Here is a 24,923-nt window from a genome sequence, read left to right on the forward strand (position 1 = left end):
TCATGGCGATGTGTTCGTACGTCGAGAGACGGCGTCAGAGATATTATTTTCGAGCCCGGTTGCCGGTTGAGGCAGCAGCTGTTTTGGGTCGCACTCATGTCGTCGGGTCGTTGATGACCAGCGATTCGCGGCTGGCGAAAATTCGGGCTGCAAAAATCTACTTAGATTATGCAGCCTGCCTCCACATAATCGCTCTCAAGATGAGAGATGCACTGAACAGCTTGAACTGCAGGAGCGCGAGGGAAGAAGCCCTCGTGTCGGCCGCGTTCGAGTTGGAACGTGAATTTGAACAAGAAAAGCAGGTTTTGGAGGCCAAGTTACAGAGCTTGAAAAAGGAGTTTGATGAGAAACTCAAGAGCCTGTTCGTTGATAAGCAAAGCAGCTGGATTCATACGCATGAAGTACATGTGAGCGAGTTTGCGGCGGAACGCCCTGTTTCGAAGTCTCAGGACGACGCGTTCTAGAAGGCATTATGGGGTTGCACAACAAGGCGGCAAGCCCGTCGGCAAAGTTATGGCGGTGGCGGCAAGTCAGCCAGTTCGTGTGCCGCCCAGCGATACGAGGAAGCCTTGGTTCAGAGAAGAAAACATTCAAAGCCCAGACAGTTTTGAGGCCAACATCCGGGAAGATGATTTTCCTTCGAATCCACTTTTATAAATATACTTACTAATTTTATAGTATTTGACCGGCGAGGGGCAATTGATGCCCGACCGCTTTAGAGGAAGAAAATCAAACTAACCCTCCATGGCGGCCGGCGGTCGTAACGGCAGATGACTACCCAGGTCAGGCGTAGAGTCCACGAGAGGTGATCCCAGGAGCAGACATTCGGTGTCGCCCAGCGTTGACGGCAACGCGCCCATCTCGGCTATTCGTGACTGGTGAGCAGTGCCCCTGAAGCAGACGTTAGGCTACCGATCCGCTCCAGCCGACATGGGGGATTGCTGCCTTTCCGCTTATGAGCGTGCCGTCTTTGAGGCGGACATTCAACGCAGTGTCGACGGCCCGGGTCGTAGGCTGCAGGGGGAGGCGTTACGCCTCGGGGACGGTACTGAGCCCAAGAGCCCGCAGCAGGCGCGTGTACCGTGTCGGTGCAGTGCTGCCCGACGCCTCTGCCGCCTCCTGGAAATGACGCTTCCGCCGCCGAACACTCCAGCGGGATTCTCCTGGGAAAGCGCCTGTTTGCCGCATCTGCACCAAATCCTTGAAACGCGGAACACGGTAGCCGTTGGCTCTACAATGCTCGAAAAGCCATTCTCGGTGCTTGAAGCTAAAGGCTAGCAGTGGGCCAGACGCGTAGGTCTCATCCAGCGTCGCACTCCAAAGGAGAACGTGCGCCGCCAGTCGCCGCTCCAGTTCTTCCAGATAGGCGGGAGAAGTCGGCGATATACTTGCGCAAACATTCTCGGCGATGCGGTAGCCGTAGGTTAGCAAGTAGGGCAGTCGTGTGTAGAGAAACGACCACTGGGATTCCTTACTATCCCAGTTCGAGAAGATGAAGTTGATGTTCATCGGCTCAGTTTGGATCGCCTTATGGTTCGTGAACAGGTGCATCGCTTTGTTGCAGATCCCATCGAAACCATCCTCGGCGGATTTGTCGTAGCGCAATTGCGCCAGATAATCTGCGCTGAAACGACCTTCGTTGCCAATGGTCTGCAGGACCTTAGCGATATTACGCCTGTGGGCCTCATGCCCGCCGATGCCTTGGCTCCAAAGCTTAGTTGGGCTTTCGGTAAGCTTCGTGGCAAAGTCGTCGCGATCCGCAATCACAGCTTCGAGAACATAGAGGCTTTCCTGAATGGGTTTGCGCAGCAGCATATAGGAAATGCTAAGCTTGGCTTTCCGTGAGGTCTCCAGTGCTTCGTAGATGCAGTGGAGCATATCACTAATGATAGCCGGGAACATTGTCGCCACAAGTACTGCTGCTCGATCCTCTGGTGGCCGGTTCTGATCCAGCCACTGAAACACATCTTCAGCCTGGTTGAAGGTTCTGATCTCGTCTTCGCTGAGCTCGAATGCCACACGAAAGGCCCCAGCTCGCAGCCCATCGGTAAGCATACGCGCCATAATGTCATGGAGAAAAAAAAACAGTTCATGTCCGGGCCAGTGGCGCTCCGGCAAGAATGTACCCTTCCGATTCTCGATGCTTGGAAAGCGTATCCTTACCCTCGGTCTCATTCAGCCATGTTTCCCGTCAGACAAGTAAGCGGTAAGCACAATGCCGTAAGCATTCTTGGACGATGTCCGGTTTCGGGAAGAAAGTCAGTACGTCTTGGTGACTGTCATGTCGATTCACGCCATAGCTGGCTCCAAGCCCCGATCCTGATAGCGCGCCATCCTGCCGGTCACGCTAAAGACCAGATCGAGGACATAGCCGCCGTTCGCAACCCAGTCCCCAAGGTCGGCTTTTGGCCACGCGTTCACCATGACGATGTCAAACTGGTAGCCCAAGAGACCAAGTCAAGATTTGCCTCGCGGCTGACTTTCCAATGTCGCGGCGGCGACATTTTGCCAGGTTGTCGAAGAAACGATCGACTCCAGCGCGGCCAGTGCCTCAGCGCGTCGGTGGACGCTCACCTCAGTCAGCTTGAAGGTTTTGGTGATGATGGCGACGGCCGGATCGCGAAGGCCGAGACCGATTTTCCAGCGCCAGTTATTGTCTGCCACGACGTCGGTGAACGTCCTTACAAACACCTGCAACATGTCCCTCAGGGTCAGTTGCTCGGGCGAGAGAAGCGACGGATCGACATAAGTTGTCGTTCGCGCATAGAGGCGATTGCCATTTGTATCGCCATAAAAATCATGGAGTTGATATGGCTTTTGCCCGAACTGGTCGACGATGGTCACCGTTGGGCCTGCAGGTGGCATGGCGTGGAGTTTTTCGAGGCTTCCGAACATCAGGCCGTTGGCGAACGGCGTCATCATGACTGTAATTGGCGAGCCCCGCCCCGAGAGGCGCTGCTCGGTCCGCATCCACATCAGGGTCGGCCAAATGTCAGCCGACCGCAGAACGATTTCAGCCAGAGTCTTCATCTGTCGATCGCGCTCAAACACACGCTCGAAAAGATGGGGTCTCGAACCACCAGGCAAAAGCCCGGATATGAATATGACACGCTTCTCCTCGAGAACCACGGTGTGGTTCTCAATGGTCACGAGCCTTTCGGCTTCCTCCGTCACCGCGCGGGTCTCGTGGACCATCAAGCCCACTCGCTCCGGCTTTTGGGACACAGAACGGGGCGCGCGCGTGACTGCCAAGTCTGGCAGACTTTGGCGGACTATGGCCTCGAGCTTCGCGATTGCAGCCTTGAGATCGCGGCGGGCAATGAATCTATCGACATATAAATCGACGGCAGCCTTCAAGATCTGGTCGGCCGGCCGAGAGTTGACGGGCCTCGCCTGACAGACGTCTTTGAAGCGCTGCTTGACCACGCGCTTCGCTTTCTTGGCAGCTGACTTGCGACTTTTCCGAATCGCATTGCGATCTATCCCATCGCTTTCAGCGAGGGGGCTTTCAAGAATTCCGGCGGCTTGATCTGATTGCGGAGTCTCGCTCGCAGCGCTGAGCTCTTCGATCATGTTTGCCCTCTTATTCATGATCCTGCTTTCACAGAATTGGTGGCTTGCTCGCGGTCCCCACCCGTCCATTGATGCCGACGCAGGCGAACGTCGTGAAGTTGTCATTCACCCGCCGGTGCGTTCCCGGCTGTCAAAGGCAGCTTATCTTATTTTCCGCTCCAAACCAGACTGTCAGCAATCGGCCCAGCCTCGCCAGAAAGAGAATGTCCGGTATCCGCATCCCCTGGCCGTAAGCAGACCGGCAGAAGTCCCCCAATGCAGCCGTGCGATATCCGGTGTCAAACGGCATTCAAACGGGCCCCCCGATCGGCGCCCAAAAAACCCCCCTCAGCGGCATGGTGTTGCTTGTCCAGGTAGCGAACAGGAGGGCCCCGCGCGCCCGCGTAGCGCGTTTCACGAGCGCTGGCGGAGCGGGCGCGGGGAGGTACCTGTTTGCCCACCTGGGCGAAGCTGGCCAAGGTTCCGCCTGCACAGCAGGTGGAATGCCAGCGGAGGGAAGCTGGGCGCTGGAATGTTTTCAGTGGTTTGATCAGGCGCGGTTTTTGAAGCGCCAGCTTTCATTGCCGGTTTTAATGATGTCGCAATGATGCGTCAGCCGGTCGAGTAAGGCGGTGGTCATTTTTGCATCGCCGAACACGCTCGGCCATTCGCCGACGGCGAGGTTGGTGGTGACGATGACCGAGGTTTTTTCATAGAGCCGGCTGATGAGGTGGAACAAGAGCTGTCCGCCGGCCTGGGCAAACGGCAGATAGCCGAGCTCGTCAAGCACCAGAAAATCCAGCCGCATGGCAAAGTCGGCAAGCCGCCCCTGCCGGCTGGAGCGGGCTTCGGCTTCTTCTGAACAAAATAAGCCCGGCGTATCTTCGCGATACTCTCCACAATCAGCATCCCAAACAGGCCCCCAAACGAGGAGGCCACTCTGAACCCCAATCTCAGGGGGGCACTATTGGACGCCGATCACCCCTAAAACAGGGGCCTTATTCCATGCCGATTCACAATCACCGTCACCGATGTGGCAGCAGATCAGCAGGCCGCGTGTCCATGAGCCATTTTTGGCCTCGTTGAATTCTTCGGCATCGAGAGTGGTCAATTCGAGGTAGCACCAATCATACAGGCGCGGCCCTTTCGTGCCCTCGCCGTCTGAAAGACGTTGCCAATCCGCTGGCGGTATGTTCTTGGCAATGTCCGCCGCCGTGCCGCCCGAACAAGGCTGAAATTCCCCTGGCCTGCACCAGGGGAAGTCCATTTTAAAGCAAGCGTGCTAAAACGCCCCTCGCCTTCCAGAAGGTTTTTGAATTGAGAGCGGCATCCGGCTGTAATGCCAGATGCCGATTGTTTGGAATGTAGCCTTATCCTTTATACGGTTTGAAGCCATACTCTTCAAAAATCTTCAATGCAGCGGGCGAATTGATAAAATTCAGCCAGTCTTTCGCGGCCTGCGGATGATCCGTCCCCTTTACGATGGCACCGGCATATATCGCCGTTGTGTTGTATTTTGCGGGAATGGGCACATCTGAGATAGGATGGCCAGCTTGTTCCTGAAAAATGGCTTCAGACTTCCAGGTTACGCCCGCATCCGCAATACCCTGCATCAGAAACAAGGGCGTTTGACGGTGATGGATATGAGCGAGGATCGTGCTGCCATCCTTCACACCGGTATTGTAAATTTTTTCCTCTAATGTGGCTCCCCCGGCTTTTTTAAGCGACATCTGGACTTGTCTGGCAATACCTTCATAGGCTGGATTCGGCATAACCAACGTCACACCCGGCTTTCCCAAATCTTGCAGGCTGGAAATATGGGCGGGGTTGCCGGCGGGCACCATGATCGTCAGATCATTAGTAACATAAGGAACGGCGGGAGCTTCGAGCATCCCGTCAGAAATCTGCTCTTTTACCTTGTTCAGCCCAGCGAGATAAACGTCTGGCTTGACGGTAAAGGTCATGTTGCCAGAGGTAAACACGCCATTATCCTTCATGGCGGTGATGAGCATACCCGGTGGAATGGTGACATAAAAAATACGTCCCTCATATTGCGGATAAGCTTTTTCAAAAGCCTGGACCAGCGGCGCCATCGCAAAATAATAATTTCCACCGACATAAAGCACCAGCTTCGGATTATTGAGGTCGCCATGGAAGTCAGCCATCGAGTCGACTTCAGGGACCGTAAACTCGAACCCCTTATTTACCGCGTCATTATTCTGACCATGCTGCCAGGGAGGAAAAATCTGCTCGGCGTAATGCGGCGCTTCCGCTTTGCCGTTCCACCCTGTATTGGTTTGTGCCTTCACGGCAAATGGCGCGGCCGTCATCAACACGGCCATAACCGTATGACGGCAGGATTTAAAAGAAAGTTTCATGTGGAATCCTTGGAGATAAAGTCGTTTTACGCCGCGGCGATATAATGAAAGCCAGCCACTTGAAGCTGCGGGATGGTACCGACCACACCAGGGCTAAGTATCGCGTCGGGAATCAGGTGGTTGGTTAATTCGGCCGCCAATGCCTCATGCGAAAGATTATCTGGGTTGATGGATTTTTTAATGAGTTTTGCAGAAAACTCCCAGATCGCATTGTGACAAGCCATAAACACAACGCCACGCTGCTGGAGAATCGCTATGCTGTCTCCCGACGGTGAGAACGGTCCCGTTGGATTTTCAAAATCAGCTTGACTATCCTTCATGTTGTCCGGGGTTCCGAGCAGCGCATTGTAGCTAAATTTCCCATCGGTTAGGGATGCAAACTTATATTTGTCCCAGATGGACTGATCATACAAAGCCAGATGCGCTGAACCATGCGTTGCGGAAACCACCAGAAAATCAGGATGCTTCCACGACCAAATCTGAGCATCCATTGCATTTCGCATGAGGTTCAACCAAGGCCCAGCGAGGTCTGTGTTATCCCACACCTGTTTTGGTCCGTTGCGATAAGCCAGCAGCTCATTTAGGGCTTCACTGTCCCATTGGCTTGGGCTTGTGAGGACCATTGGCACGGCTTTGAACGCCCTCTGGCGTGGCAGAGAAGCAAGCTTTTTCGTTAGAGCTTCCAAGGCCGTGCCGGATGCCGTCTCCAGGCCACCTGGTCCAACCGTGCTGGCATGAGCTGGCAATGCCGCCGCCAGCCCAACAGCGCCAACAGAAAACCCAATTCCACGCAACAGGTTTCTGCGGTTTGCGTTTTGAGATCTGTTCTTCTGTTCATAATCTGCCATTGTGAGACACCTGATTTTTTGTTTTGAAATCCGAACGTACATACAAGGCGAACCTGGATGAGGCGGCCTTGCCATCCGAACCGCTGATAATTAGAGAATTTTGAAATATTTTAAAAATTGATAGTTTTTGTTATATAAACAAGAATTTTTTATTTGTCGTTTGGATCCGATATCTGCCTAAGGTTATTTTGATTGCCGGCACCAAACAATTCTACGCATCGGCACAGAATAGATTTAAAAAATTTGTTGTTTAAATAAAAATTATCAATTTTACATATGATTAGCGGAGGTTTATCCCCCCAAACCATCCGGCGCGGGCATCTCTTGAACCAGCGTTTCCGGATGTGAGATTGGGAGATATATCATGTATAGGTTCACAGCATCGATCATGGCCGCTGCTTGCATTTTTGGAATTGTGACGCCAGCCTTTGCGGCAAGCAGCGGTGCTGGCAATAACGTTTCCCCCCAAACAGGCCAAGCGTTTAATCAGGTTGTGTCTGATCTGCCTTATACCGTCGCCAAAATGCAGAATGAAGTTCAGAGTCTTCAACATGAAGTCGATGCCATCCAGGCTGGTCAAGCTCAGACTGTGAGTGGCCCACGCTATATCTTTTCGGCCACACCGGTTCAGGGCATGTTCCCGGTTTCAACAGGAGGTTAAGCTCTTCACCTCCACTCCTCAAAGCGAACCAGCAACAATTTTTTATGTAGACTGTGTGGCCTTGGAGAGTGGGGATATCGGACAAACCCGAGGCTGAGAGATGAAGTGTGTTAAGTGGACTTACTTAGGAAAAGGTTGTTTAATTTACAGTGCCACGTTCTCGCAAGCGGCTGGGTTGGTGAAATACAGTGAAGAATGCCAGCAACCTATCATTACAGTTGTGATTTTTATGTTGCGAGAGGGCGGAATGTCTGAATCTATGGGTAACCATGATTCAGAAGTCTCGCATGAGGTTTTCGTCGGTTGAGACGGCGCTTGAATTGTGGGCGACATCGCTGCGCGCGGTAAAAGCCCGCATGAGGCCGTTGTTTGCTCAGGAACGCACGGCGATGAACGCGGGATTGTTCCTGGATGGTTTGCTTGGCAGCGAGCCGCGCAAGACGGGCTGGATGAGAGCGGAGGCAGCTGGTGATCCCGGCCCGTGGCGACAACAGGCCCTGCTGGGTCGAGACCGGTGGGATGCGGATGCACTCCGCAACCTCATACGTGACTATGTTGTTGAGCATCTGGCCGATGATAACGCCGTGCTGGTTGTCGATGAAACCGGCTTCCTCAAGCAGGGTGAGGCATCTTGCGGTGTGAGCCGCCAGTATACAGGTAGTGCCAGTGTCCCCCGTCATCGCCCATGAGACAGATTTGGCATCTTGAGTAAGGGAGGGTTTCTGGCTCATCGTAGCGACGAAGGTGTGTAGATGAGCCAGAAATCAACACCACGGGGACCTTTCGGCATATCGACAAAACTCCTGCTTGCCGGTAAGCATAGCGTTGGCTTATGATCGGGACAAGGACAATGGTGGCAGTAACGGCTAGTGAGGTTGAGCCTGGGCTTGTTGTGCACTTAAGCCCCGAACTTCTAAAATCTGCTGGTGGTTGCAAAATCCAAGTAGAGCCTGGAAAAGAAACCCAGGACGATCACTATTTTCTGATAGTAGCTGTGTACGAAGATGAGACCGCTCTTGCTACACCGCTCTTCTCTACCAAACATGGCATTCGAGATCGGGTGCTTCTTGTTGAAGCCCAAAAGTCCGGCAAAGAGGCGCTTTGGATTGGAACATCGTCTTATTTCTTTAAATGGCAGTTTTGGCGGATTCCGGTTCATGCATTGGAGTTGGCATCTGCCAAAGACGACAGCCAGCCTGAGAACAGGCGGCGCTACGCTGCCTCAGACAAGACAGTCCTTGCTTCAGTTACCAAGGACATTAGCCGGTTGAGGCAGCCGTGGCGGGACTGGAATTCAAATTGAGACACTACCGAACAGGAACGTCGGGGCAAAGATTGGCTGATTTTCAGATTTCCGGCCCCATTTTGGCGCTCTAGAAGCGGTTCAGAGAGCTAGTGTTCGGCAGACGCGCAATCTCCAGCCAAATCATCGTCAGGGCGTTTTCGAGGTACGGCGGAGAAACATTGGGCCTAGTAGAAGCTCGGTTCTGACCCGCGAGGAGAGGGTGGAAATTGACTCCAGTGCTAGGCCGTGTGACACACGCGTGTGCCACCTCGCTGGTGAACGCCCTTTTGGCGGGAAAAAATGTCTTCCCGCTCAATATGTTGGGTGATTTTTGGGTTCCCGTCCCCTTGGGGACGCCATTGTCATCATAACATATTGATATTGTTAGGTATTTTAGGGTGTCTTCCCGCGTTTGTGACACATGCTTGTGACACACGGGACGACATTCATGGCGATGTGTTCGTACGTCGAGAGACGGCGTCAGAGATATTATTTTCGAGCCCGGTTACCAGCTGAGGCAGCAGAGCTTTAAAGAGAGCCGCGATTCTCAAAGAAGAACGTATTTAAAGTCAAAAGGTAAAAGCACATTCTCTGGTCTGCTCGTCCCGGAGGTTAACTAAAATGCAACATGTTGTGGACGCTTGGCATAGGCAGCCTAATTGGATGAGAGCGACCGTTATACTTGGCTTATTGCTGCTTATCATTATCAGTGGGAGACCTCGTTACCTTTGTATGGCGGCGATTCCTTCATGCCTAGAATCCACTTCAACAATGCGTCCAACAAAGGTTTGGTTTACTTTCATTGCAACCGTACTGATTTCTATTATCCTTCGGAACGACAAGTTTTGGTAAAGTCCCGTCGTCTCTTAGAGATGTATCGCTGTTCTAAGTCTTGGCATCCAGCTTGTCTTTGTCAGATAGTAGATGTTCAACCCGTTCCCGCTGATCGGTTCCAGCCCATGTGTCCCATTAATCAGCCTTCATGATGCTGACTGGCTATGAATCAGGCCCCCCGTCTCAAATACCGGCAACCGCCTGCATCCGACTCAAAAGCCCGTGCAGGCACTCCGCCCACTGGTCGAGAGTTTTTGCAAACCGGGCGCCCTGGTTCTCGACCCGTTTGCGGGTTCAGGCTCGACACTTGCCGCCGCCCGTGACGCCGGCCGAAATTGGCTTGGCATCGAATTGGACAAAACGCATTTTGCGACGGCATCACGGCGTTTGCAAGGTGAAGGAGCGGCGGCCGCATAGGCGCTGGTCATGAAACTTCATCCGTCGCCTCTCACACAGGCTAAAAATCGCGCCTCGTTCCTACCGGAACGGGGCGCCTTCCTCCTTCTGATTACGTCCCCATTAATCGGCCGCCTCCCTATCGGCGATGGCTCCGATTTTTGTAAAAATATCCAACGATGCCACTGCCATCTTTGCCATATGGATTTCTACCGCAGCGCCATCGTCAATAAGTTTATCGAAGCATACACCGGCCCAATGCAAATTGGACATGCTCTCCGGCAGTACGGCAATGCCAATCCCGCTCGCCACAAGGATTGGAATCGATCCTATTTGTGTAACCTCAATCACTCTTGAAGGAATGATGCTTCCCAACCGATACAAGCGCATCACCTTGTTGTAGAGGCCAGCCTTAACTTCAGGCGCGTAAATAATCAATGGAAGCCCGCGCAGAGAATCAATCGACCGAGTGGCTGGCTCTCCATCCAACGAGGCTCTACATACAGCAAGCCTTTCCACAAAAAGGAGCTGCGTTTGAATGCTCGACGGTGTATCGATTTCAAAGGGCATGTTGAACCCAAGATCGATGGTTTCAGATTGAAGCGCTTCGTATTGGGCGATTGTGGGTAACTCTAAAAACTTGATGTGAGGCGATAGCTCACGTAGACGCGGGATGATCCTTTGCATGTCAGCACAGAACAGGACGCTGCCGCTATGCCCTACTCTGTAACATGGAGGTGCTTTAGCCGCCGCGCGGCGCGCGTTGTCCCGCGCGCGCTCAGACAGGGAGATCAATCGTCTTGCGTCGCTGAGAAATACCTGACCCGCTTCAGTTAGACTGACATGCCGATGATCGCGCTTGAGCAATTCGACGCCCAATTCCTGTTCCAGAAGCTGGATATGCCGCGTGAGCGGGGGCTGTGAAAGAAACAGGCGTTCCGCCGCACGGCCGAAATGCAGCTCCTCTGCCAATACCACGAAGCATTGTAACCGGCGGATGTTCATTGCGGACGTACTTTATCATAGAAAGAACGCATCCGCTATTTTTCGTTTTGACATGTTCCATAAAAGTACTTGCCTCTTAACCATTCTCCTCGAAAGCAGCGGCGGTGGCTCGAAAGGGCAGTTCCGGCAGAAACAGCATCAATGTTACGGCGGCAATGAATAGGATAGCTGAACAGCCTGCGAAGAACATTATGAAACCATGCTCCGGCGCGGAAGAAGTGAGGACAATGATCCCAAAAACCGCTACGCCCAGCATGCCGCCAACGGAACGAAAACAAATCTGTAAGGACGTGGCTACGCCCATCAGGTGCCGGGGCACAGAATTCTGTACCGCGACCAGCATGGGAGGTAGACATGCTCCGGTGCCGATGCCCGCCAAAAATGTTAGGGCTAGAATGGCGAGTTGAGATATTCCGGCGCCGATGGCGAGCAATAGGTAAGCGACCGCTCCTAAAGCGGCGCCGGTAACGGGCGGGAGCTTATATTGACCAGAACGGCGCATATATTGGCCACCGGCATATGATCCGGCGACAATGCCAAGAAGAGGCAAGGCTAAGGCAACGCCTGCTCTCGACATTGAAAAACCGAATCTGGCTTCGTAAAATATCGGTAGATAGGCCGCGAGGCTCGCATTGACAGCCATCACGAAAAATGCGCCGCCCGATGTAACCGACGCCACCCGGTTGGCAAGGATAGAGACCGGTAGCAGAGGGTCGTCTTGGCGAAGCTCATAGCGAATGAATGCGCTGCCTAGAATGAGGCTGACGAGAAGAAAAGCGGCGAATATCGGTTCTGCACCGCGTGTCACCGACTGTACGGCCAACAAAAGTAGGATCAACGTCCCCGACAGCAGCATGGTGCCGATGCCGTCGAACCGACGCCTTTCCTTTGGAGGTGGTAACCCGCGTAAAGTTCTCTCGGTTGAGACAACCGCCAGGATGGCAAGGGGAACAAAGGCCCAAAACACGCCACGCCAGGACCAATACGTGGCTAGAAAACCGCCTACAATGGGGCCGCTTAGTCCAGCGAATGCGTAGGTGCCGGAAATATAAACCTGATAGCGGCCTCTTTCACGGGGTGAAATGATGTCGGCGACGATGGTGTTTGGCAACGAAAGTAATCCGCCGCCCCCCAGACCTTGGACCATACGCCCAACAATTAACATCGCCATATTTGGCGCGACAGCGCACAGGGCACTACCCAAGGTAAAAATGATAAGTGAGGCAAGCAAGGTAATCCGCCGCCCCCATATATCGCTCATCGTTCCCGCGACGAGTGTGCCGGGGGTAGAGCTCAACAGATACCCTGTCACAACCCAGGACACGTTCGCCATTGTATGAAACGTAGCTCCCATGGCAGAGAGAGCTGGGGCCACGATTGCCTGCTCCACTGACCCCATGAACATGGTCAGCACCAAGCTGGCCATTATGACATGAATCTGGTTGCCGCCAATGCCAGACATGTCGCTTTGGCGTGAGGCGGGATCAGCGCGTTCAAGCATGCAGTCTTACCCGAATCAAATGCCTATCCTGATCCGTGAACGGCGTTCTAGCGTGCAAAGCCTCGTGGTTGTTGACGAAGACAATGCCGTCGTCCGGCAATGCTTCGGTGGCTGTTGCAAGGCGCTCGGCAACGGCATGAAACTCGGCAACCGCGTCGCGTATGGTTTGCCAGGGAAGTTCAGGAAACCGTGCCTCGCCGTCAAATAATGTATCCTCGCGGTATCGGACCAACGGCAAAGCCGATATGATGGGCGCCCATGTATAGTCGGGCTCCTGACCCATGGCGAATGTTGATGGAATACGGAATGGCAGATCCACGGAACTTAAGATGGAAAACGCTTGAAGACCAGCTTTGGTCCGAACCAGCTTATTGATGATCTCGGAGCCGCTGGCGAAGAAATTCTGACCGCCGCCGCACTTGGCGGTGCGATATGAATAGAGGAAGAAAAACCGCTCAGGATTGGGATAGTATTGAGTGTCGGTATGGAATCGCGCCTCACGGTCATGCTCGGAAAATGTCGCAAAATGCCCTGGCGGGAGCGGTCTGGCTTTCACGTCCCACAGGACCCGACGTTCCCTTGGGTCCGTCGCCGTTGGTTCACCAAGAAGGCAGCCTAGAACAAACAGACAGCATTGCCGCAACTCCAAGGGTAAGTCTTGTAATCCGAGTTTTTCAACGTGAACCGCCATCGCACCTTGAAGCAGATGGATTTTTACGGTTTGTGCAAAGGAGAAAATCTGTGGAGCTTGTTCAACAACCATGGCACGCAGCATTCTCAGATCATGTTGATTCAACGGATTAAATAACGATGCATCTTCGACATTCGCTTTGAAGCCGTGCGTTGTATCTGACAAGACAGCCACTTCTTCAGCGATCCCCTTGGGCGAGGGGATATAGGTCACGGTATAGGGAGCAAAGCCGCCAAGTGTGAACATCATATCCTCCAAAAGTCAGGCATAGACAGACAGCAACCAGGGACGTTTGCTCTGATATCATTGTTCCTTTGCTCGCATTGCCAAGGAGAACAGTCCAATATCAATGTTGGATTATACGATACCGGCCATGACTGCCCCGCGGCTATCAAGCTTTTGATGCGGCATCACGGCGTTTAAATAGTAAGAGATGGCGGCCACATAGGAGGCTTACCGTGTGTTTTTTCCTCGGATTAATGCACAGGCCAAGGCTTTTGGCTCTTCCATAAGCCTTGCTCACAATCCAATCTGGTTTTTGACCTTCTGGAATTTGACGAGGTCGAGCGCGAAGGTAGGAGCGTCTACCGGTAGCCGCGTGAAGCCATGGTGAAGGTAGAATGCCTCGGCGGCCGGGGAGGTGGCATGGACGATAACGAGGCGCGCGGAAACCTCGGCGGAGGCGCGGAATGAGCGGCTGAACATATCGGCAAGCATGGCCCGGCCCAGCCCCTTGCCCTGCCAGTCAAGGTCAATCGTCAGCCGCCCGAGAACAACCGCCGGGATGGCGTTTGGCATATTCCGGCGCATGGAGCCTCCACCTAAAAGTTACATCAACGATGGAGTGTTTCTAAGGGGGCAGATCAGGGCCACAAGACCTATCCATATCTGCTGAGAGGGCTCGATGGATGGGAAAGGCGGGTTCCTCGACAAAATCTTTATCGAGAGGCTGTGGCGCACCCTGAAATACGAGTGCGTCTACCTGCATGCCTGGGAGACCGGTTCGGAGACAAAGGCGGCCATCCGGAAATGGATGACCTTCTACAACCACCAGCGCCCTCACTCAGCCCTCGGCGGCAAGCCACCGGTGCTGGTCTATTGGCAGAGAAATGATATCAACCAACCCGATCAGCAGGTGCAACGAATAGCTTAATTTACGACAGATCTTGTCCTAGAGACGGGGAGTAGCTCATTCCTTGAAGCCGGCAAGCGCCGCCTGGCGGGGGACACGGCACGTGAAGCCACCTCGGGCGAGGTGAAGGCGCTGCGTCACGAGGCCCGGGCCCTGAAGGAAGTGGTGGCCGAGCAAGCATTGCAACTGCGTCTGCTTAAAAAAGCATGATCGGGGCTGGGGGCGAGCATGAATGAGGTACGCCGCCACGGAGAAGCTTACGATCATCCGCCTGGTCGAGCAATCTCACCTGCCCGTGCGCCGGACGCTGGAGCAGCTCGGCATTTCCCGTCCGACAGTCTATCGCTGGTACGAGCACTATCGCGCCGGCGGCCCAGAGGCTTTGTACGACCGCCCTTCAAAACCAGACCGCGTGTGGAACCGCATCGGCGATGACGTGCGCGGCAAGATCATCGGTCTGGCCTTGGACAAGCCGGAGCTCGGTCCGCGCGAATTGGCCGTGACGTTCACCGACAGCCATGGGTATTTCGTCTCCGAGGCATCGGTCTACCGGCTGCTCAAGATGCATGATCTGATCACCTCGCCGGCCTTCATCGTCATCAAGGCTGCTGATGAATTCAAAACCAAGACCACGGCGCCGAACCAGCTTTGGCAGACAGATTTCACATACTTGAAAGTCATCGGCTGGGGGTGGATGTATCTTTCAACCATCCTCGATGATTATTCCCGTTACGTCATCGCCTGGAAGCTGTGCACCACCATGCAGCTCAGCGATGTCACCGACACGCTGAGCCTGGCCCTCGAAGCTTCAGGCTGCGCTTCAGCTAAAGTCGCGCACAAGCCGCGCCTGCTGTCCGATAACGGGTCGTGTTACATCGCGGGCGATCTGGCCAAATGACTGGGACGGCGAAATATCGAACACATCCGCGGCGTACCATGTCATCCACAAACTCAAGGCAAGATCGAGCGCTGGCACCAGACGTTGAAAAACCGCATGTTGCTCGAAAACCATTACCTGCCCGCTGATCTCGAGCGCCAGATGGCCGCCTTCCTCGAGCATTACAACCACCGCCGCTACCATGAGAGCCTCGGCAACGACGCCTATCATGGCAGGGCACAGGAAATTCTGCACGAGCGGGAACAAATCAAGCGTAAAACCGTCCAGCAAAGACGCTTGCGCCATAACCAATTAGCCGCTTAAACTTTCAACCCAACAGGTGAGCCAAAACCTCCGTTAATTCAGGAAGCCAGTTGCCTCAAATCATCTGACAACGGACAGCGCGGCGCGCTGGGTTAAGTAGCCGGCTTATAGACCAGCACGCGCAACGAGCCTGGCGCGAACTTATAGCGCGGCGCGAAGCCGGCATGCTTCACAATGCCTTTGCCCTCGGGCGTGCCGGTGACCAGAAACACATCGCCATTTGCCTCATCCACCGCCAAGGTGCGCGCACCAATTTGCGTCTTCACCGCAGGTAGAACCTTGAAGTGATCGGCGTCGATCTCCCGAATAACAGAGAGCGTGCCGATGCTGTTGGCACTGAAAATGAGCTTCCGTTTCGCATCAAACGCAGCACTGTCCGAGCCTTTGCCGATCGGCAGCAGCGCCACCTCTTTGCCATTCATAGCATTCACCACCGCCAGCTTGCCGTTCTGACAGCTGGTGAAGATGCGGTTGGTTGCCGCGTCCATCGCCATACCGGTTGGGGCCTCGCAACCGGGCAGCGCCCAGGTCGCGCTCAGCGTCGCGGTTTTGGTGTCGATGGAGGCGATCTGGTTCTTGTCATTCAAAGCCACATAAAGCTGGCCCTGGCCGTCAGGAACGAGATATTCCGGCTTACCGGGCAGATCGATCTTGGTTTCCTTGTCACTCGCCGGATCGAGGACTAGCACCGCCTGCGAATTACCGGCGGCAACGAAAATATCGTGGCTGGCAGCATCAAACACCATGCCGTCCGTGTCATCGAGCGATGGCAGCGTTTTGCTGACCTGCAACGTGGCCGGGTTGAAGACGGACAAGGTCTTGGTCCCGGAGCTATCCGTGTAGCCCTGGCCAGTGGCGGGGTCGAAGGCGATGCCGTGAGTGCCGTGCAGCCCGGTAACATTGCCCTTCACCTCGCCGGTGCCGGTGTCGACCACCGTCACCTCTTTGCCGTGGGCGATGAAGAGTTGCCCGGTGGCGGCATGGAAATGCAGATAATCCCATTTCACACTGCCCATCAGCGGGATGCTTTGCGCCAAGCTGTAAGCCGGTGCCGCCGCGTGCGCAACAGGTGCGCAGGTCGTGGATAAGCACATGGCCGCAAGGCCGGCTTGCCAAAAATGTCGCATATCAAACCTCTTTCTTGTGGTTGGAAAAATTCAGCGTGCTGCCTTGGTAAACTTCAGCAACAGCACCGGTAGCGCCAGCAGCACCAAGGGAAACTGCACCAGCAAACCGGCGATAATGGCAATCGCCAAAGGCTGTTGCATGCCCGCCCCCTGGCCGAGATCCAGCGCCAGCGGCATCAAGGTGAGGATGGCAGCCAGTGTGGTCATCGCAATCGGCCGCAGCCGGTTGGCGGCGGCTTTGGCGAAAGCCTCCTGCGGCGGAAGCGTTTCCAGCAAATGCTGCGCCTCGGAGACAAAGAAGATCGCCATCTCAGTGGCAATGCCGACGATCATCACCATGCCCATCATCGCTGTGATGTTGAGCGGTACATTCGTAAGATAAAGTCCCGTGAACACGGCGGTGGTGGAGAGCAACGACGTGCAGATAATCGCCGCCACCCAGAGAAACCGCTCATATAGCAGCAGGAGCAGAATGAACTCCGCCAGCAGGGCCGCGATAAACACGCGGATCAATCCGGCAAAGGCGATCTGCTGCTGCTTGTACAGACCACCCAGCGTGTAGGTGACGCCGTTGCCGAGCACGCCGGGCTGCGCCAAGGCTTTTTTCACCTGGGCGATGCCCGCCCCCAGCCCCACCCCGTTGAGCCGGGCGGTAACATCCACCACCTGCTGCAAATTCTCCCGGGTGATTTCCGGTTGGCCGGAGGCGATGGAGAAACTGGCCAGGCTTGAGAGCGGCACCAGCGCCCCGCTTGGCGTCGCGATGGGCAATTGCTCAAGCTGCGTGGTGTTCAACCCCGCTGCCCCCGCCGCGCGCACACGAATGCCGGTGAGCTGATTGGTGCCCTCAAAGGTCGCGGCCACCGTGCCCTGCACCGCCGTCTGCAGCATGGCCGCCACTTTCGACGGGTCCAGCCCCAGCACCGCCGCGCGGACTTGGTCGACATGGATTTCGATGGCATCGCCCGCCGGCACCACGCCGTCATCGATGGAATCCACCCCTTGGATCTTGCCCAGCGCATCCGCCACACGTTTCGCCGCCCCATCCAAGGACGCCGGATCGGCCGCGGCGAGCTTCACGTCGATCGGCTGCGGAGTGCCGGTCATGTCGCCCAGCTCGTCGCTCATCAGCTGGTGCGGGTCGATCTCGACCCCCGGCACCTTGGCGGTGACCTCATTGGCGATGCGGTTCATCACCACATCCACATTGGCGCGCTGGCTGAGCGGGGTGAGGCGGATGACGAAATCGCCTGTGTTGGATTCCGCGATATCGCCACCAAACCCGGCCCCGGCGCGCATCGAATAGCTGGCAACAGCGGGGTCCTGATGCAGGATCGCCTCGATCTCGCGCATCTCGCGCTCGGTTTCGGCCAAGGACGTGCCGGGGGCGGTGAGGTAATCCATCACGAAGCCGCCTTCATCCAGCGAAGGCAAGAACCCTGTCTGCGCCTGGCTATAGGAAAGATACCCGACTACCACCAAGCCCAGCACCGGCAGCCCGAGCAGGATCGGCCGGCGGAAGAAACGGGCTAGCCATTTTTCATGCGTGCGGCCAAGCCAGCCCTGGCCTTTCAGCCCAGGATCGGTCCAGCGGTTGAAATCCACCAAGGTCGCGGCCAGCAGCGGCACCACCAGGGCGGTGAGCAGCCAGGAGGCGAGCAGCGTGGAGGCAACAGTGATCGAGAGCGCCTTGAAGAACGCGCCGGTGACGCCGGAGAGAAAGGCCAGCGGCACGAACACGATCAATGTCGCGGCGGAAGAGCCGGTGAGCGGGCGCAGAAACGCGCTGCCGGCATGCAACACCCAGAGCCGCCCCGGACCTCGATCCGTCGCAGCGCTACGATGTGCGATGAATTCGATCATCACGATCACATCGTCGATCACCAGCCCCACAGACGCCGCCAGCCCGCCCAGCGTCATGATGTTGAAGCTGAGGCCGGCCATCGAGAGCACCATCACCGCCCCCGCCAGCGAAGTGGGGACGATGGTGATGGCCAGCAGCGTGATCCGGCCATTGCGCAGGAACAAAAACAGCACCCCAGCGGCGAGCACGATGCCGATCAGGATCGCGTCGCGCACCGAGCCGGCGGCGGCCAGCACCAGGCTGCTCTGGTCGTACCACTTGCTGAGCGTGACACCGGGCGGAATCTGGCCTTTGAAGCCGGCCAGCGCCTTGTCCACCGCTTTTGCGGTCGCCACCATGTCCGAGCCGGTCTGCTGATAGAGCAGCAGCGTAACGGCTTGCTTGCCATCCGCATCCACCCCCAGAAATTGCGGCACCACGCCCTGGCTCACCTGCGCCACATCACCGAGACGCAGTACTGAGCCGGCGCTGGCCCGCAGCACGATGTCCTTCACATCCTGCACACCGCTCACCGTATTGTTGGTGAGCAGAAGGTACAGCAGGTCGTGATCCTCAATCCGCCCGACCGATTGCAGGCTGGCGGCCCCGGAAATCGCATTCACCAGATCCGTAAGAGTCAGGTGCGCAGCCGCCAGGCGGGCCGGATCGGCGGAAACCTCGACCTCCCCGGTATCGCCACCCTGCACCTGCGCATGGGAGATGCCCGGTACACCGGAGAGCAGCGGCACCAGCTGATATTCCGCAAGCTGGCGCATCTGCACTAGGCTGACGCTGGGCGAGGTCAGCGCAAAAGCCATGAAGGGAAAGACGTTCGGCAACATCTGCAGCACGGTGAAACTCACCCCGGCCGGCAGGCTCGGCAGCCTCTGCGACAAGGCCGCACTCACCCCCAGCATGGCGGTGGGCATGTTGGTGCCCCAGGCGAAATCCACCGTCAGCATCGCCGAACCGCGTGAGGTGACGGATTTCACATTCACCACCCCTGGCACGGCGCGCACCGCCTGCTCTACCGGCTGCGTTACCGCCAGTACCATTTGCGAGGCAGGCTGGCTGCCGGCATCAATGGAAACGCGCACACGTGGAAAGGAGGCGTCCGGATAGAGCCCGATCGGCAGCGAGATGGCGGCGCTCAAACCCGCCAGCGCTAGGGCCGCGGCGAGGGTGAGGACGAAGCGGCGATGCCGGTCCAGCCAGACGGTAAAACTCACGAGCCGGCCCCTTGCAGATGGGCCTGCATGCCGTCGCTGAGTTGGTAGGCGCCGGTGGTGGCGATCTTCCAGCTCCTATTGATGCCCTTCGGCGCCAGCACGCTGCTCTGCGCGCCCTGCTGCAGCACCGTCACCGCAACGCGATGCGCGATGTTCTCATCGTCGATTTGATAGACATAAGCGCCTTGCGCGTCCTGCAGCACCGCATCATTGGGCACGGATACCCCTTGCAGCGTGCCCGCCTGGATGCTGACCGCAACCGGCGCGCCGAGTGTGACCGTCGTCGCGGGGCGCAGCGTGATGTCGATCAATCCCGTCTGCGGGTCCAAGGCGGTGGCGACATTTGCAACCGTCGCCGCCACCGCCGCACCGCCATTCAGCGGCGTGAGCTTTGCCGTATCACCCTTCTGCACCGGCGAGGCCTGGGTTTGTTCAATGCCGATCCGCGCCACCAGATGGCTGACCGGGACAAATTTCAGGACTGGCGTGCCGGCAGGCAGGCTGGCGTCCGGTGAAGCCACCAGCGCGGTGACCAACCCGGCCTCGGCGGCCTTCAGCGTATAATTTTGCCCGGCACCGCTGGCCCGCAAAGCGGCCAGAGCGGCGGCGGCATCGCGCTCCGCCTGAGTGGCGGCGGCAAGGTCAGCGGCTGTCGCCAGATGCGCCGGCAGCAATGCCGCCACATGCGCCCGTGCGGCGTGGGCGGCGGTCAAAGCGTCCTGCGCCTTGGCCAGATTGGCTGCCTCGGTCGGGTCCGGGGTGAACTGCGCCAGCGCCTGGCCAGGCTGTACCGCCTCGCCGGGCGTGACATCGTAGGTTGCCAGAACGGCAGCGGCCTTCAAGGCCAGGCTCTGCTCGCCCCCACCGGCGACAATGCTGCCTGGTGCAGCCACCAAGCGCGGCACGGACTGGCTTTGCGCGGGGACCACGCTGATCGTCGCGGCAGGGGTGGGGGGATCGTCGGCGGCGGGGGCCGGTCGCAGCAGCAGCCAAGCGCCGGCACCGGCGATGATGATGACGGCAAGGGCGGGATAGATCGGTTTCATGATGCGGGATGTTCCGGTAGAGCTGGCGGCAGGCCGAAGCCCAGCAAACTGGCCAAGGAGAGTTCAGCGTTTTGCAGCTGTGCGCGCAGCGCGATGACGGAACGTTCGCGCTCGCCGGCCACGACAGCGAGATTGGCATAAGCTGGCCCGGCCAATTGCCCGGCGCGGTAGGCCCAGGCAGCGCTTTGCGCCATGGAGCGCGCCTGCGCCGCTTGCAGCTGGGCTGTTTGAAGCTGGCTTTGCAGCAGGTTGATCTGCCCGGGCAGGGCAGATGCCGCCCCGGCCGCATTATCGAGGGCGGCCTGATATTGCGCCCGCAGCGCCGCACGGCTGGCCTTGGCCGCCGCAATCGCCGGGCGGTTGCGGTTGAACAGCGGCAATGTGAGGGTGAATTGCGGCCCGAAGCTCCAGACATTCGAGGTATCGCGCCCACCCGCCGCGCCCAGGCTTAGGGGCAGAAACTGGCCGAGAATGGCGGCGCGCAGTTTCTGGTCCGCCTGCTCATAGCCATAGCGCAACGCCAGCAGATCCGGCCGGCGTACCGGCAGGCTGGCCAGCGCTGCCTTCACCGCATCCGGTGCGGGTGCCGAAACATCCAGCGCCGCAAGCGTGATCGTGACATCTGGCTGCAGACCGAGCAACGCATCCAGTGCCTGCTGGTCCTGGCGTGCCGTCTGCGCCGTGCTGGCCTCGCTGCTTTGCACACTCGCCAACGCGCTCAACGCCGCAACGCCTTCGGTGCTGGTGAGGTTTTGCGCGGCGATCTGCGTCTGGGTTTGCTGGTTGATGGTGCTGAGCAGCTGCTCATCCTGGCGCAGACTGGCCAGGATTGCATTGTCAGCCGTGAGGCTCACCGCCAGTTGCTCGGCCTTCGTCGCCACCTGCCATTCCTGCCAGAGAATATCCTCATCGGTCTGGTGCAGCCCGGCGCGGGCGGCGGCACGGTCCGCAGGGCCAGTGATCAGCGCGCCGAGATCCTGGGTGAAGGCGCCGTTCAGCGCCGGCATCAGCCCCGGCCCGCTGAGCAAGGATGCAAAACCGCCGGTGATGGACGGGTCCGGCGGCATGCCCGCGGCCAGCAAAACCGCCTTGGCCACGCCATGCTGGGCACGCGCGGCGACGAGGTCTGGGTCATTCAGTACCGCCAGGGCGACGAGGGTTTGCAGATCCAGCGGCGCGGACACTTTGAGCCCGCGCCCGTCCGGCAGCTTGGTTTGTAGCCCCGACAGGCCGGATTGCAGATCCGGCGCCACAGCCAAAGGGACTGCATGGTAGGATGCACAGCCCGCCAGCAACACAGCCAGCATCATAGACCAGGTAAAACGCAAGAGAGGCCTCATGGGGGCGGCCTTACGGTGCCCGCCTTGCCCAAGGTGTGACGCCAACTGTGCAGAAATTTAATGTTTTCCGATTGATGGCTGGTGAATTGCCAGAGCGGCGCGGACGCGTCAGGCTGCGCGCATGAAAATCCTGGTGATCGAGGACAATGCAAAGGCGGCGGCGCATTTGCGCGCGGGGCTTGAGCCGGAGGGGTATGAAATTGTGCTCGCGGCGGATGGCCGGACCGGGCTGCTGGAAGCGGCGGCAGGCGGGTTCGATGTGCTGGTGATCGACAGGATGCTGCCGGCGCTGGATGGGCTGGCGCTGCTGCAAACATTGCGTGGGGCCGGCATCCATACCCCGGCTTTGTTTCTTACCGCTCTGGGCGGGCTGGATGACCGGCTGGAAGGTCTGCGCGCCGGGGGCGATGATTATATGGTCAAACCCTACGCCCTGGCCGAACTCTCCGCCCGGCTGGGCGCACTGGCACGCCGCGCCCGCGCGCCTGCCCCTACCACAAGGCTGCAGATTGCGGATTTGGAGCTGGAGCGCACCACGCGCAGCGTCTGGCGTGCCGGCACCAAAATCGCGCTGAAGCCGCGTGAATATGAAGTGCTCGACTATCTTTTCCGGCATCGCGGCCAAGTGGTGACGAAGACGATGTTGCTGGAAGATGTTTGGGGTTTTCACTTTACCCCGCAGGCCAGCCTGGTTGAGGCACAGATCAGCCGCTTGCGAGCGAAGATCGATCAGGGTTTTTCCCCGCCTCTCATCCACACCTATCGCGGCGCCGGGTACAGGCTGGATGTGGTTTAACGCTCCGGCACGCACGCTCTGGCGTATCTCCGGTGTGCGGGTCGCGCTTGGCGGCGTGGCCATGGCTTTGTTCGGCGCCTTGCTGGTGTTTGCCATCATCCACCACGCCGCAGAAACCAGCTGGCGCGCGCAGATCGATGACCGGATCAGCGATGCACAGACCGATCTGCTCGGCGACATCGCGCGCAACCATAAAGGGCTGGCCTGGAATGTTCAGGCCACACTGGCCGAAGGAGGCGGGCTGTTCTACGCGGTGATGACCCCGGACGGTGAGATTTTGGCCGGGAATTTCCGACTCTCCCCGGCCATGGCGGCGCACTGGACAGGCGAGCGCACGATGAAGCGTGCCCAAGGCCTCACTCTGCCACCACATGTTCTGGCACTACGCGGCAGAATGTTGAATTTCCCCGATGGCGAGCGGCTTTTCATCGCCGCCGATGCCAGCGCGCTGCTGACATTGAATAACCTGATTGCGCGCTCTTTCCTCGCGGTTTTCGGCACAATCCTCGCACTTGGCCTGGTCATCAGCCTGCTGGTCGGCCGGATGACACTGCGCCGGGTGGACCAGTTCGCCAGCACACTGCACGAGATCATGGCCGGGGATCTGTCCAGGCGCATCGAGCATAGGAAACGCCCGGATGAGTTTGACCGACTGGCGATTGAGGTCAACCGCACGCTGGAGCGCATCCATGAGCTGATGGAAAATCTACGCCAAGTCACGAACGACATCAGTCACGATCTGCGCACGCCTCTGGCGCGGCTGCGTGAGCATCTGGAACTGGCGCGTGCCGGGTTTGAGGATGAGCGGTTTAGAGAGATGTTCGACACGGCCATTACCGAACTCGATCAGGCTTTGGCGATCTTCTCGGCACTGCTGCGTCTGGCGGAGATCGAAGCCGGGGCACGCCGAGCGCAGTTTCGGACGCTAGATTTAACTGGCATTTTGCAAGCGCTCGTAGAGAGCTATGAGCCGGCCATGGCTGATCGCGGTATTAAGCTGACGGCAGAGATCGAGGCTGGCCTTGCGTTGCGCGGTGACAAAGACCTGCTTAACCAAGCCATTGCCAATCTGCTCGACAACATTTTGGTGCATCCCGAGTCCGCGACAAAATCGACGTTGCGCGCCTCACATCGGAACGGGAAAATTCATCTCAGTATCAGCGATAATGGCGAGGGCATTCCAGCATCCCAACGCGACCGCGTCATGCAACGCTTTGTGCGGCTAGACGCGGCACGGCACAAAAGTGGCCATGGGTTGGGGCTACCGATGGTGAACGCAATCATAACACTCCATGGGGGGGCAATGTCGTTGCAAAGTGGAGATAAGGGCGGGCTAGTCGTAGGGATCGTTTTCCTTGAAAATCTTTGATATTTTAGTACCTAAAGAGTAAAAATACTCTCTTCATAATACTTCGCCACATTAAGGTCGGAAGCGAGAAGACAGGCACAGAGATCTGCACTGTCTGCTTTCCTCATATCGGACCCAGAAGCGGTCGGTCAGCTATCCCCCCAAGCCGGTCGACCCGTAGCGCGACCACGAGTGTCGCATTTGGAGCATGCCCTCATGCGGGCTGGATGACCGGGATGCGCTGATATTGTTGAAAAAGACGCTTTTCGTTGCCCGGCGGCTGAGGCCGTGATTCACTTTGCCTGAGCGTATGGGGGATGCAGGGCGATGATGGGCGGGCAGGCAGCTGCGCCGGAGCTGTTTTACGATTTTCGGATCGATGACCATGTTGCCGCTGATCACATATTGCGCGGCATCGACCGTTTTCTTGATTTGTCCGCGCTGCGCGTCGAGCTTGCGCCATTTTACAGCAGCATAGGCTGTCCCTCGATTGATCCGGAATTGATGATCCGGATGTTGGTTGTCGGCTATTGCATGGTGATCAGGTCTGAACGGCGGCTTTGCGAGGAGGTGCACCTAAACCTGGGCTGCTGCCGGTTTGGTGGACAGCAAGTTAAGCTAGTGTCCTGATTCGGAATTTGTCTTCATTTTGGGCATTTTTGTGAGGGACCGCAGGCAGAAGCGTTGAATTGAGGCGAGGATATCGTCGG

At 57.3% G+C, this 24,923-nt stretch carries 19 protein-coding genes and 6 pseudogenes; 10 read left to right on the forward strand and 15 right to left on the reverse strand.

Annotated features, from left to right (window positions below):
* Positions 1–8: 8 nt before the first annotated feature.
* Positions 9–464 (forward strand): DUF6538 domain-containing protein, encoded by a 456-nt coding sequence (locus AB7D48_RS13115; RefSeq protein WP_427979915.1) that lies wholly within the window; start codon positions 9–11, stop codon positions 462–464.
* A 565-nt stretch (positions 465–1,029) separates the two neighbouring features.
* Here AB7D48_RS13115 and AB7D48_RS13120 read toward each other — a convergent pair.
* The 7 genes and pseudogenes from AB7D48_RS13120 to AB7D48_RS13150 form a co-directional block, all read right to left on the reverse strand.
* Positions 1,030–2,118, reverse strand: coding sequence for a hypothetical protein (locus AB7D48_RS13120; protein ID WP_427979870.1), 1,089 nt, complete (start codon positions 2,116–2,118; stop codon positions 1,030–1,032).
* A gap of 171 nt (positions 2,119–2,289) precedes the next feature.
* The gene (locus AB7D48_RS13125; RefSeq protein WP_427979873.1) at positions 2,290–2,448 is read right to left on the reverse strand and encodes a hypothetical protein; all 159 of its coding nucleotides are present in this window, start codon (positions 2,446–2,448) and stop codon (positions 2,290–2,292) included.
* Between the two features lie 9 nt (positions 2,449–2,457).
* Complete coding sequence (locus AB7D48_RS13130) at positions 2,458–3,573, reverse strand: hypothetical protein (RefSeq protein ID WP_427979875.1); 1,116 nt, start codon at positions 3,571–3,573, stop codon at positions 2,458–2,460.
* A gap of 529 nt (positions 3,574–4,102) precedes the next feature.
* Positions 4,103–4,408, reverse strand: a pseudogene (locus AB7D48_RS13135) (ATP-binding protein); the annotation flags it as partial.
* A 162-nt stretch (positions 4,409–4,570) separates the two neighbouring features.
* A pseudogene (locus AB7D48_RS13140) lies at positions 4,571–4,786 on the reverse strand (IS701 family transposase); the annotation flags it as partial.
* 136 nt (positions 4,787–4,922) lie between these two features.
* On the reverse strand, positions 4,923–5,930 hold the full coding sequence (locus AB7D48_RS13145; protein ID WP_427979877.1) for an extracellular solute-binding protein: 1,008 nt from the start codon (positions 5,928–5,930) through the stop codon (positions 4,923–4,925).
* Positions 5,931–5,956: 26 nt separating this feature from the next.
* Positions 5,957–6,778 (reverse strand): transcriptional initiation protein Tat, encoded by an 822-nt coding sequence (locus AB7D48_RS13150; RefSeq protein ID WP_427979880.1) that lies wholly within the window; start codon positions 6,776–6,778, stop codon positions 5,957–5,959.
* Between the two features lie 364 nt (positions 6,779–7,142).
* Between AB7D48_RS13150 and AB7D48_RS13155 the strand changes: the two genes are divergently transcribed.
* The 4 genes and pseudogenes from AB7D48_RS13155 to AB7D48_RS13170 all read left to right on the forward strand — a co-directional run bounded on the left by AB7D48_RS13155 (position 7,143) and on the right by AB7D48_RS13170 (position 9,975).
* Positions 7,143–7,439 carry a hypothetical protein gene (locus AB7D48_RS13155; protein WP_427979883.1) on the forward strand — a complete coding sequence of 99 codons (297 nt, stop codon included), beginning with the start codon at positions 7,143–7,145 and terminating at the stop codon, positions 7,437–7,439.
* Between the two features lie 287 nt (positions 7,440–7,726).
* A pseudogene (locus AB7D48_RS13160) lies at positions 7,727–8,104 on the forward strand (transposase); the annotation flags it as partial.
* Between the two features lie 185 nt (positions 8,105–8,289).
* The gene (locus tag AB7D48_RS13165) at positions 8,290–8,742 is read left to right on the forward strand and encodes a hypothetical protein (protein WP_427979886.1); all 453 of its coding nucleotides are present in this window, start codon (positions 8,290–8,292) and stop codon (positions 8,740–8,742) included.
* 984 nt (positions 8,743–9,726) lie between these two features.
* Entirely contained in the window at positions 9,727–9,975 is a 249-nt protein-coding gene (locus AB7D48_RS13170) for a DNA-methyltransferase (RefSeq protein ID WP_427979918.1), read from the forward strand.
* Positions 9,976–10,077: 102 nt separating this feature from the next.
* On the opposite strand, the gene AB7D48_RS13175 is transcribed toward AB7D48_RS13170, so the two are convergent.
* The 4 genes from AB7D48_RS13175 to AB7D48_RS13190 form a co-directional block, all read right to left on the reverse strand.
* Positions 10,078–10,959 (reverse strand): LysR family transcriptional regulator, encoded by an 882-nt coding sequence (locus tag AB7D48_RS13175; RefSeq protein WP_427979889.1) that lies wholly within the window; start codon positions 10,957–10,959, stop codon positions 10,078–10,080.
* A 76-nt stretch (positions 10,960–11,035) separates the two neighbouring features.
* On the reverse strand, positions 11,036–12,421 hold the full coding sequence (locus AB7D48_RS13180) for an MFS transporter (RefSeq protein WP_427979892.1): 1,386 nt from the start codon (positions 12,419–12,421) through the stop codon (positions 11,036–11,038).
* A gap of 31 nt (positions 12,422–12,452) precedes the next feature.
* On the reverse strand, positions 12,453–13,400 hold the full coding sequence (locus tag AB7D48_RS13185; protein ID WP_427979894.1) for a TauD/TfdA family dioxygenase: 948 nt from the start codon (positions 13,398–13,400) through the stop codon (positions 12,453–12,455).
* Between the two features lie 270 nt (positions 13,401–13,670).
* Complete coding sequence (locus AB7D48_RS13190) at positions 13,671–13,961, reverse strand: GNAT family N-acetyltransferase (protein ID WP_427979896.1); 291 nt, start codon at positions 13,959–13,961, stop codon at positions 13,671–13,673.
* Between the two features lie 91 nt (positions 13,962–14,052).
* On the opposite strand from AB7D48_RS13190, the pseudogene AB7D48_RS13195 reads away from it, so the two are divergent.
* Both AB7D48_RS13195 and AB7D48_RS13200 read left to right on the forward strand, forming a co-directional pair.
* Positions 14,053–14,304: pseudogene (locus AB7D48_RS13195) on the forward strand (integrase core domain-containing protein); the annotation flags it as partial.
* Positions 14,305–14,334: 30 nt separating this feature from the next.
* Positions 14,335–15,484: pseudogene (locus AB7D48_RS13200) on the forward strand (IS3 family transposase); the annotation flags it as partial.
* Positions 15,485–15,576: 92 nt separating this feature from the next.
* Here AB7D48_RS13200 and AB7D48_RS13205 read toward each other — a convergent pair.
* From AB7D48_RS13205 to AB7D48_RS13220, 4 genes are all read right to left on the reverse strand, one after another.
* A complete protein-coding gene (locus AB7D48_RS13205) occupies positions 15,577–16,578 on the reverse strand; it encodes a hypothetical protein (protein WP_427979899.1) in 1,002 nt (333 codons plus the stop codon).
* Positions 16,579–16,641: 63 nt separating this feature from the next.
* Positions 16,642–19,683 (reverse strand): efflux RND transporter permease subunit, encoded by a 3,042-nt coding sequence (locus tag AB7D48_RS13210; protein ID WP_427979902.1) that lies wholly within the window; start codon positions 19,681–19,683, stop codon positions 16,642–16,644.
* Positions 19,680–20,729 (reverse strand): efflux RND transporter periplasmic adaptor subunit, encoded by a 1,050-nt coding sequence (locus tag AB7D48_RS13215; RefSeq protein ID WP_427979904.1) that lies wholly within the window; start codon positions 20,727–20,729, stop codon positions 19,680–19,682. The genes AB7D48_RS13210 and AB7D48_RS13215 overlap by 4 nt, the downstream gene beginning before the upstream one ends.
* Positions 20,726–22,039, reverse strand: a complete 1,314-nt coding sequence (locus tag AB7D48_RS13220; protein ID WP_427979907.1) for a TolC family protein — start codon at positions 22,037–22,039, stop codon at positions 20,726–20,728. The genes AB7D48_RS13215 and AB7D48_RS13220 overlap by 4 nt, the downstream gene beginning before the upstream one ends.
* 151 nt (positions 22,040–22,190) lie before the next feature.
* Here AB7D48_RS13220 and AB7D48_RS13225 point away from each other — a divergent pair, with 151 nt between their 5' ends.
* The 3 genes and pseudogenes from AB7D48_RS13225 to AB7D48_RS13235 all read left to right on the forward strand — a co-directional run.
* Entirely contained in the window at positions 22,191–22,865 is a 675-nt protein-coding gene (locus AB7D48_RS13225; RefSeq protein ID WP_427979909.1) for a winged helix-turn-helix domain-containing protein, read from the forward strand.
* Positions 22,866–22,926: 61 nt separating this feature from the next.
* Positions 22,927–24,234 (forward strand): sensor histidine kinase, encoded by a 1,308-nt coding sequence (locus AB7D48_RS13230; protein WP_427979912.1) that lies wholly within the window; start codon positions 22,927–22,929, stop codon positions 24,232–24,234.
* Positions 24,235–24,540: 306 nt separating this feature from the next.
* Positions 24,541–24,816, forward strand: a pseudogene (locus tag AB7D48_RS13235) (transposase); the annotation flags it as partial.
* Positions 24,817–24,923 lie beyond the last annotated feature (107 nt).

Source organism: Acidocella sp. (assembly GCF_050253495.1).
In the GTDB taxonomy this organism is placed as follows: domain Bacteria; phylum Pseudomonadota; class Alphaproteobacteria; order Acetobacterales; family Acetobacteraceae; genus Acidocella.

Bases quoted from the DNA above. Each gene is read 5' to 3' on its own strand.
- AB7D48_RS13115 (WP_427979915.1), top strand. From the start codon at position 9: ATGTGTTCGTACGTCGAGAGACGGCGTCAGAGATATTATTTTCGAGCC.
- AB7D48_RS13130 (WP_427979875.1), bottom strand. From the start codon at position 3,573: ATGATCGAAGAGCTCAGCGCTGCGAGCGAGACTCCGCAATCAGATCAA.
- AB7D48_RS13145 (WP_427979877.1), bottom strand. From the start codon at position 5,930: ATGAAACTTTCTTTTAAATCCTGCCGTCATACGGTTATGGCCGTGTTG.
- AB7D48_RS13150 (WP_427979880.1), bottom strand. From the start codon at position 6,778: ATGGCAGATTATGAACAGAAGAACAGATCTCAAAACGCAAACCGCAGA.
- AB7D48_RS13155 (WP_427979883.1), top strand. From the start codon at position 7,143: ATGTATAGGTTCACAGCATCGATCATGGCCGCTGCTTGCATTTTTGGA.
- AB7D48_RS13165 (WP_427979886.1), top strand. From the start codon at position 8,290: ATGGTGGCAGTAACGGCTAGTGAGGTTGAGCCTGGGCTTGTTGTGCAC.
- AB7D48_RS13175 (WP_427979889.1), bottom strand. From the start codon at position 10,959: ATGAACATCCGCCGGTTACAATGCTTCGTGGTATTGGCAGAGGAGCTG.
- AB7D48_RS13180 (WP_427979892.1), bottom strand. From the start codon at position 12,421: ATGTCTGGCATTGGCGGCAACCAGATTCATGTCATAATGGCCAGCTTG.
- AB7D48_RS13185 (WP_427979894.1), bottom strand. From the start codon at position 13,400: ATGATGTTCACACTTGGCGGCTTTGCTCCCTATACCGTGACCTATATC.
- AB7D48_RS13190 (WP_427979896.1), bottom strand. From the start codon at position 13,961: ATGCGCCGGAATATGCCAAACGCCATCCCGGCGGTTGTTCTCGGGCGG.
- AB7D48_RS13205 (WP_427979899.1), bottom strand. From the start codon at position 16,578: ATGTGCTTATCCACGACCTGCGCACCTGTTGCGCACGCGGCGGCACCG.
- AB7D48_RS13215 (WP_427979904.1), bottom strand. From the start codon at position 20,729: ATGAAACCGATCTATCCCGCCCTTGCCGTCATCATCATCGCCGGTGCC.
- AB7D48_RS13220 (WP_427979907.1), bottom strand. From the start codon at position 22,039: ATGATGCTGGCTGTGTTGCTGGCGGGCTGTGCATCCTACCATGCAGTC.
- AB7D48_RS13225 (WP_427979909.1), top strand. From the start codon at position 22,191: ATGAAAATCCTGGTGATCGAGGACAATGCAAAGGCGGCGGCGCATTTG.
- AB7D48_RS13230 (WP_427979912.1), top strand. From the start codon at position 22,927: ATGGCTTTGTTCGGCGCCTTGCTGGTGTTTGCCATCATCCACCACGCC.